At 64.5% G+C, this 8,864-nt stretch carries 6 protein-coding genes and 1 pseudogene; all 7 read right to left on the bottom strand.

Annotation, left to right across the window (positions count from 1 at the left end):
- Nucleotides 1-436: pseudogene (locus tag DK391_RS43225) on the bottom strand (hypothetical protein); the annotation flags it as partial.
- A 454-nt stretch (nucleotides 437-890) separates the two neighbouring features.
- Nucleotides 891-3,029 (bottom strand): ABC transporter ATP-binding protein, encoded by a 2,139-nt coding sequence (locus DK391_RS43220; protein ID WP_109484139.1) that lies wholly within the window; start codon nucleotides 3,027-3,029, stop codon nucleotides 891-893.
- Nucleotides 3,026-3,901: an ABC transporter permease gene (locus DK391_RS43215; protein ID WP_109484138.1), complete on the bottom strand. Its 876-nt coding sequence runs from the start codon at nucleotides 3,899-3,901 to the stop codon at nucleotides 3,026-3,028. Before DK391_RS43215 ends, DK391_RS43220 begins: the two co-directional genes overlap by 4 nt.
- The gene (locus tag DK391_RS43210; protein ID WP_109484137.1) at nucleotides 3,898-4,908 is read right to left on the bottom strand and encodes an ABC transporter permease; all 1,011 of its coding nucleotides are present in this window, start codon (nucleotides 4,906-4,908) and stop codon (nucleotides 3,898-3,900) included. The genes DK391_RS43215 and DK391_RS43210 overlap by 4 nt, the downstream gene beginning before the upstream one ends.
- Nucleotides 4,909-4,939: 31 nt before the next feature.
- Nucleotides 4,940-6,625 (bottom strand): ABC transporter substrate-binding protein, encoded by a 1,686-nt coding sequence (locus DK391_RS43205; protein ID WP_109484136.1) that lies wholly within the window; start codon nucleotides 6,623-6,625, stop codon nucleotides 4,940-4,942.
- A gap of 265 nt (nucleotides 6,626-6,890) precedes the next feature.
- Nucleotides 6,891-7,910 (bottom strand): HoxN/HupN/NixA family nickel/cobalt transporter, encoded by a 1,020-nt coding sequence (locus DK391_RS43200; RefSeq protein ID WP_109484135.1) that lies wholly within the window; start codon nucleotides 7,908-7,910, stop codon nucleotides 6,891-6,893.
- 19 nt (nucleotides 7,911-7,929) lie between these two features.
- Nucleotides 7,930-8,430, bottom strand: coding sequence for a cupin domain-containing protein (locus DK391_RS43195; RefSeq protein WP_109484134.1), 501 nt, complete (start codon nucleotides 8,428-8,430; stop codon nucleotides 7,930-7,932).
- Nucleotides 8,431-8,864: the final 434 nt, after the last annotated feature.

Below are 8,864 nucleotides of genomic sequence, written 5' to 3'. Positions count from 1 at the left end.
AGTTCCCGCTTGGCCCCGCCGCAGCGCCAAATCCGCCGCCACCGCCACCGGATGCAGCGCCCGACGAACTGGAGCCGGCCGCACCCGCGCTGGCGCCCGCGCCGCCGCTGCCACGCCCGCTATTGGGCGTGCAGTTGCCTGGGTTGCCGATACATGTCTTGAGGAGGAAGACGGATGCCGCGTCGTCGGCGGCTGTCGTCGTCGTGCCGGACTCCGCGCCCGTCGACGCCGTGTCGTCGATTACAGCCTGCGTCGCCGCCGATGCGCCGCTGGCTGGCAGCGGTGCATCGGCTGTGACGACCCACTTCGGAATCACATCGTCAGTGGATGCGGCCTGAACCAGCTGGGCCGCCATTAAAGTCCCCGCGCCAACCACAATGGTTGCCGTACCCCGTAGCGCTTTGTAGTAGTACGTATTAAATGTATTGGTATTCATCGCACCCCTCCCGAGGAAACGACGACCCCCGCAAGCCGTCATTCCTTTTTCACTGCGTGTCGCCTTGTTCCGTTATTCGTATTGCACGCGCCGGGCCTGTCAGCGGCGGGTCGCGTGCCACCCCGCACGGTCAGGCAGATGCAGTGATGCTGCATCCGTCAGACGCTGGATCGACAGTTCTTTTCTGAGTGCCGCCGCGCGCCTGATGATGCTGCTAAAGGCGCGAAGCAGCGTTGCCCGAGGACTTGCCGATCGCGACACAACCCCATGCGTGAGCATCGTTTAGCGATAACCATGCCATTGCGCGCGAAGCCCCGCCGCACATGGCGCTTGCGATTACGCTCCGTTGCGCGCGCATCGAAACGCGTGAAAAACGTTTCGGACCTGAAACGCAGGCCTCGAATCAGGCGGTTTTTCGTTTCATTGCACGTCGAAGCGGCGCGGGAAGGGGAGATCAGTGGCGGCGCTGGAGCGCACGCAATTCATCGACGGGGATATGGCAGCGGATCCGGTGGCCATCGCCTGCATCGGCGTAGGGTGGATCCTGCTGCTCGCAGAGTGCGCCCAGCTTGCGCGGGCAGCGCGTATGAAACACGCAGCCCGAAGGCGGTACGGCGGGACTCGGCAGTTCGCCTTCGAGACGAATGCGTTGAACCTTCGCTTCGCTGCGCACTTCGCCATCGGACAGATCCGGCAGCTCGGGTAGATCGAGCACAGGCACCGACGACAGCAACGCTTCCGTATAAGGATGATGCGGGCCATCGAACACAGCCGCAGCCGGCCCGATTTCGAGCAGCCTTCCGACGTACAGCACGGCGATCCGGTCCGACAGATAGCGCACGACGTTCAGATCGTGCGAGATGAACACATAACTCACGCCGCGATCGCGCTGCAGATCGGCGAGCAGGTTGAGGATCGCGGCCTGCACGGAGACATCGAGCGCTGAAGTCGGCTCGTCGCACACCACGATGCGAGGCTCTCCCGCGAACGCACGCGCGATCGCGACGCGCTGTTTCAGGCCACCGGATAACTGGCGCGTACGCGAAGTCAGATAGCGGTCGGGCAGCCGCACCGCCTGCGCGAGCGACGTGAGCCGCTCCTCGCGCGCGTCGCCATGCAACGCGGACAGACGCGACAACGCGCGCCCGATCAACCGACGTACCGAATGCGCGCGATTGAGCGCCGAATCGGGATTCTGAAACACGATCTGCAGCGACTTGACCTGATCGTCGTTGCGATGCGTGACGCGCGGCGGCAATGGCGTGCCGTCGAGTTCGATCACGCTGCCTGCATCGGGCGAGACGAGGCCGAGCAGCAGCTTCGCAAGTGTCGTCTTGCCGCTGCCCGATTCACCGACCAGACCAAGCGTCTCGCCCTTCGCGAGTTCGAGCGACACGTCGTCGACGGCGCGCAGCGCTGCGCCTGCCACATGGAAGGTCTTCGAGACGTTTTCCGCACGCAGGACAGGCGATGCATCGCGTGCCTCGTGCGCGTCGCTCGAAGCCTGAGCGGGTGCATCGACAGGTGTCACGCGCGGCAGTTCGACGGCGCGCTCGTGATAGTGACAGCGCGCCATCTGATCGCCATGCGGCGCGGTCACGCGATAGGGCGGCGGCGCCTCGCGGCGGCAGCGGTCGTCAGCGAGACGGCAACGTTCCGCGTACACACAACCCTGCGTCACGGAACCTGCTTGCGGCAGACTGCCGGCAATCGTGTCGAGCCGGTCGGTGTCCTTGCTGCGGCCAATCGTCGGCAGGCAGCGCAGCAGGCCGACGGTGTACGGATGTCGAGGCCGCGCGAACACATCCTGCGTCGCGCCTTCTTCGACGAGCTTGCCCGCATACAGCACGCCGACACGCTCGCACATCCTGCCGATCACCGCGAGGTTGTGGCTGATGAACAGCACAGCCGTCTGAAACTCATCGCGCAGTTGCGCAACGAGATCGAGCACTTCGGCTTCGACGGTCGCGTCGAGTCCCGTGGTCGGTTCGTCGAGGATCAGCAGCGCGGGTTTCGACGCAAGCGCCATCGCGATTACGACGCGCTGCTGCATGCCGCCCGACAACTGATGCGGATAACTGTCCATCACGCGCTCAGGTTCGGCGATGCGCACCTTGCGCAGCATCTCGGCCGTCTGCTTCAACGCTGCTTCACGTGTCGCGCCCGAGGCTTCGAACGCTTCGGCCACCTGGCGCGCGATCGTGAGCGAAGGATTGAGCGCGCGCAACGGGTCCTGATAGACCATCGAAATCCGGTTCGCACGCAGTTCGCGCAACGCGGCAGCGTCGAGCGAATGCACGTCCTTGCCCGCAATCGAAATGCGCCCTGCTTTCACGCGCCCGTTGCGTGGCAGATAGCGCAGCGTCGCCATCGCGACCGTCGACTTGCCGCAGCCCGATTCGCCGACAAGACCATAGGTTTCGCCGCGCCGGATGCGGAACGACACGTCCTGCAGCACCTCGCGCTCGCGTCCGCGCGTGCGGTACGCGACGGTGAGGCCGACGATTGTGAGCGCATCGGACTGTTCGCTCTTCGATACATCGAAGGCGGGAAACGATGCGGGCGGCGGCGGCGGCGGAGAAGGGCCGTTCATGCGTCGACGGCTCCCTGCACGGCATCGGCAATCAGGTTCACGCCAACTACCAGCGACGCGATGGCGGCGGCGTCGAACACGACAGTCCACCATGCGCCGCCCGCCATCAGCGTGTACGACTCGGACAAGGCAAGACCCCAGTCAGCGGAAGGCGGCTGGATGCCGAAGCCGAGAAACGACAGCGTGGCGACGGCGAAAATCGCATAGCCGAGCCGCACCGTCGCTTCGACGATGATGGGCGGCAGCACGTTCGGCAGGATCTCCGCGAACATGATGTAGAACGCGTTTTCGCCGCGCAGTTGAGCAGCAGCGACATAGTCGAGATGCCGTTCGGCGAATACGGCGGCGCGCACCGTGCGGGCCGTGATCGGCGTGAAGGTGATGCCGATCACGAGGATCACCGTGAGATTCGACGCACCCACTGCAGCCAGCGCGAGCAGCGCGACGATGACCAGCGGCAGCGCAAGCACGGCATCGATCGCGCGACCGATCACGTTGTCGACCCAGCCGTCGAAATAGCCGACCACGAGGCCGAGCGCAGTGCCCGCGAGCGTGCCGAGCAGCGTCGCGAGGGGAGCGATGGTGAGGATGTCGCGTGCGCCGACGCTCACGCGCGACAGCACATCGCGGCCTAGCTGATCGGTGCCGAACCAGTGGCCATGCGCGGGCGGCGTGAGCGAGTTCAATGGATCGGATGCGTAGGGATCGAGCGGTGCGATCCATGTGCCTGCAATCGCGCACACGACCCACCACAGCACGATCAACGCGCCGACCACGAAGGTCGGCGAACGCAGCAGCATGCGCAGTGTGTCATAGCGATGAGTGCGCGGCGCAGTCGTGTTTGGCGGCGTAACGGGTGCAGTCGCGCTCATTCGGCGCTCCTCACGCGCAGCCGCGGATTGAGCAGCACATACATCGCATCGGCAACGAGATTGGCGAGCGTGTACACCACACCTATCGTGAGCACGCCCGCTTCGAGCATCGGAAAATCCTTGGCCTTGGCCGCGTTGTAGATCAGCGAGCCGATGCCCTGATAGTGGAACAGCGTCTCGACCACGACCAGACCGCCGATCATGTAGCCAAGCTGCGTGGCCGCGACGGTGATGGTCGGCAGCAACGCGTTGCGCAGCACATGCCGGAAGATCACGATGTGCGGCGGCAAGCCCTTGAGAATGGCGGTGCGTGTGTAGTCGGCGTCGAGTGCTTCGACGGTGCCTGCGCGCGCCATTCGAGCGATGTAGCCGAAGAACACGAACACGAGCGGCAGCACGGGCAGTGCGAGATGCTTCAGTTGCGTGAAGATGCTCGCGCCGGGCGGATAGGTTGCGTCGATGGGCAGCCATTGCAGCCACACGCCGAACACGAGAATCAGCACGATCGACGAGACGAATTCAGGCACGACGGTGAGCGACAGGCCGGTGATGCTGATCGTACGGTCGAGCCAGCGCCCGGCGTGCATCGCGGCCCACACGCCGCCCGCGATGCCGAGCGGCACGACCACGATGAACGCGAGAAAGCCAAGTTTCGCCGAGTTCGCCAGCGCACTGCCGACGAACGACGCGACCGGCTCGCGATACGTGTACGACAGCCCCATATCGCCTTGCAGGAAGTGCGTGATCCACTGCGTGTATTGCGTGAGCAGCGGCCGGTCCGCGCCAAGCTGATGATTGAGCGCGGCCACGGCGCGCGCATCGGCGAGCGGGCCGAGTATCGCGCGGCCGATATTGCCCGGCAGCAGCTGGCCGCCCGCGAACACGATCACCGACAGCAGCCACAACGTGATCAACGACAAACCGATGCGCGTGCCGACAAAGCGCACGACGCGCATCATGCTGCCGTGCGAGCCGCGAGCGACAGAAGCGGAAGCCGTGGTCGACATCGAAATCCCTTGCTCGCAGCGTCGCGCGTGATCAGGCCGCGAGCGTCGCGCGATCGAAATACAGCTGCGCGATGGCCGTGAAGCGCACGCCGTTCAACTGCTTGCGCGCGGCGATCAGCTGATCGTAGAAGAATGGGAACACCACGGGCGTCTCGTCGAGCAGCAGCGTCTGGATCTGCGCGGACACTTTCTTCTGCGCGGCGATGTCGAGCGCAGCGACGTATTCGGCGACCAGTTTGTCGTACTGCGGGTTCTTGAAGTGCGCGGCATTCCAGGTGCCCGTGCTGGTGAGCGGCGCGCTGAGGAACACGTTCGGCACGCCGCGGCTGCCGTAGTCGGTGATGCCGAGCGGCGAATCGAGCCAGTCCGATTTGCCCGGCGTGCCCGAGCCGTAGTACTGCGACTGGCTCTCGACCTTCAGGTTGATGCGGATGCCCACGGCCTTCGCGTAGTTCTGCACGACCACGGCGAGATCGGGAAGCTCCATGTATTTTTCGGTGGTGAGCGTGACGTCGAAACCGTTCGGCACGCCGGCCTGCGCGAGCAGCTGCTTCGCCTTCGCGACGTCGATCTTGCGTTGCGGCACACCTGCATCCGACGACGGAAACACCGGCGCGAACGGGCTGTCGTTGCCCACCTGCGCGCGGCCCTTGAACAGACCCTTGACGATCACTTCGCGATCGAGCGACAGCGCCAGTGCCTGGCGCACGCGCTTGTCCTTGAACTCCGGGCTGTCGACGCGCATGTGAATCTGCCGATGCGCGCTCGACTTCACGCCCACCACCTTGAACTCGGGATTGTTGGTCAAGCCCTGGCCGCCCTGGATCGTGAAGGTGGGCATCACGTCGGCCTGATGGCCTTGCAGCGCGAGAATCTGCGCCTGCTGGTCCGCATAGAAAGTGAACTGCACGCGCTGCGGCAGCGCTTTTTCGCCCCAATAGTCGGGATTGCGCACGAACGACGCGCCCACCTTCGTCTGATACTTTTCGAGCTTGAACGGCCCGGTGCCGATGAAGGTTTTCTCGTAGTTGCCTGCGTAGTTCGCGGGCAGCATCACGGCGTTGTAGTTGTCGGACGAGACGTAGTACGGGAAATTGCCGTTGGGCGCGTCGAGATGGAACGCGACCGTGTGATCGTCGATGACCTTGGTGCCGCCTTTGGACAGCACGCCCTTGAGCGTCGACAGCGCAGCTGAACCGGCGGCGGGATCGGCGAGACGGTCGAAGGTTGCGGCGACGTCCTTCGCGGTGAAGGGCTGGCCGTCGTGAAACTTGACGTTCTCGCGCAGCTTGAAGGTCCACACGTCGCCCTTGTCGTTCGGCTTCCACGACAGCGCGAGCGAGGGCCGCAGCGTCTGTTTCTCGCCGTCGTCGTCGATCAGGAATTCGCCCGTCTGGTTGAGCAGGCAGAGGCTGGCGGCATCGGTGACGGTCATCGGATCGACCGCGCCAGCCGGCGTGAGATGCGCAACGCGGATCGTCGCGTTCGCGCCTGCCGCGGCCTGCGCACGCGCGCTGCGCGGCACCAGCAGGCTGCCGCCCGCAAGCGACATGCCGATTACGCTCGCATAGCGCAGCAGTTCGCGCCGCGTGAGGCGGCCGGCAAGGAATTCGTCGATGGCGTGATTGCCGTGGGCGTCGGCGCTGCGGCGCGTGGCTTCGAGGTCAGTGATGTCTGCCGGGCGAGGCGCAAGACGCGGGTCCGCGGAATTCTTCATCGATGGTGGGTCCGATCCGTTCTGTTGGGACGCCGCGCGTACGATTGCGCGGCGCTGCGGTGGTACTGCGGCGACGATGCGGGATCAGTGTAAGCGATTGCCCCTGGATTGGGAGCATTCGCTGCCACAGCGGCTTCCCTTCAGACGAATCCGGGCGGCAGTTGTGTCGTATGCACAACGGCGTGGCGCTGCGGGGCAATCGCGTGCCGCGCTACTGCGGCCGTTTTGACGCTGGGGCGGCGGCGCGACCGCCGGCGTAGTGTCGTTAGCGGCCGACAGCAACTGGTTTGCGCCAGCGATGAAAAAGAATCGAGCCGATCCAGCACAGCATGAAGACGCTGACGATGCCATAGCCAAGCACGCCGAAGTGCTCGTTGACGGCGGCCACGGCGTCCCACGCGCCGCCGCTCAGGCCGAGCTTGTCCGATAGCAAGCCGAGTGCCTCGATGCCGCCGATCGCGATCGCCACCACGGCGGACACGAACGTGATGCTCGCGTTGTAGTAGAGCTTGCGCTTCGGGTCATCCATGGCCCAGCTGTAGGCGTGAACCATCAGCACGTTGTCGGTGGAATCGACGAGTGTCATGCCTGCCGTGAACAGCGCGGGAAACACGAGGATCGAGTAAAGAGGCAGGCCTTTGCCCGCTTCGGCGGCGGCGATGGCGAGCAGGCCGATTTCGGTGGCGGTGTCGAAGCCGAGGCCGAACAGCACGCCGACGGGGTACATGTGCCAGCTTTTCGTCACGAGACGGAAGAGCGGCTTGAGCGCACGCGACAGCAGACCGGCCGGCGCACTGCGCGCGGCGTCCTCATGCGACAGCTGTCCGCCCTGCTGAACGTGACGATAGCGGCGCCACACGTCGCGCAGGATCACGAGATTCACGCCAGCCAGCACGAGCAGAAACACCGACGAGACGATCGTGCCGATGGTGCCGCCCACCGCATGAAATTCCTCGAAGCGCCCATGCAGCGACAGGGCTGTCAGCGCGATGCCGACGGTCGCGGCGATGACGATGGTCGAATGTCCGAGCGAAAACGCCAGCCCGACGCCGAGTGGCCGCTTGCCTTCCTGCATCATCTTGCGGGTGACGGCGTCGATAGCGGCGATGTGGTCGGCATCGACGGCATGGCGCAGGCCGAAGCCATAGGCGAGCAGTGCCGTGCCGAGCAGCAGCGGATAGTGGCGAAACGCGATCAGCGCCCATGCCCACGCGGCGAGATTGGCCGCGACCAGTCCGCAATACAGCGTGATCAGGCGAGGGCGCAGGGAGCGGGATAGCGTCATGCCTGGGTTTCCGGTCGGGTCAGTGGTCATGCGGGTGCTTGTGGATGGGATCGACCCAATAGACGGTCTCGGGTTGTTCGACGGCGTCGATGTTCAGGTTCACGACCACGGCTTCGTTGTCGCTGCGCACCAGCACGCATTCGAGGGGATCGTCGGTGCTGGCGTTGATTTCCTGATGCGGGACGTAGGGCGGCACGAAGATGAAGTCGCCTGGTCCGGCTTCGGCGGTGAATTCGAGGTGCTCGCCCCAGCGCATGCGGGCGTGGCCTCGGACCACGTAGATCACGCTTTCCAGCGCGCCGTGGTGATGGGCGCCTGTTTTGGCGTTGGGGTGGATCGTCACCGTGCCGGCCCAGATTTTTTGCGCGCCGACCCGCGCGGCGTTGATGGCAGCGGCGCGGTTCATGCCCGGGGTTTGAGCGGTGTTGGTATCGAGTTGATCGCCTTTGATGACTTTTACGCCGTGCTCGCGCCAGTCTCTCGGTGTTTCTGGCTCTTCGTGGTCGTGGTCGGTGCTCATCGGATGTCTCCTTGGGGTTGCGCGCTGCGCAGTTGTTGTTGGGTATTTTTGCATGGACAAAAACGGTGTTGTTGTTGGGTTTTTTTGTTGTTTGGTTTGGTTTCGCTGGCATCCGCGAATTGGTATTAGTACTTCATGCGTCGCCCCTGTGCGGGGCAGCACCTACTTTTCTTTGCCGCGGCAAAGAAAAGTAGGCAAAAGAAAGCCGCTGAACACCACCCACTACGGTCCTTGCCTGCGGGTCCCCAGCCGGTCCTATCCTTCACACGGCATCACTCTTCTTGATGCCCGCTGCCAGCGCTCTTCAAGGGCGCATCACCCTCTTCAAGCACCCGCGTCTCAGCGGGCCTTACCAGCTCGGCCCAGGCCGCCCAGGTGGCAAACGGTGTGTCGGCTATCGCGGCGTATGCGCTTCACTCCGGACTGAAAAGCAA

This window comes from Paraburkholderia sp. C35, assembly GCF_003121405.1.
In the GTDB taxonomy this organism is placed as follows: Bacteria; Pseudomonadota; Gammaproteobacteria; order Burkholderiales; family Burkholderiaceae; genus Paraburkholderia.
The sequence above is the reverse complement of the archived record's forward strand: the minus strand, read 5'-3'. Positions and strand labels throughout refer to the sequence as shown.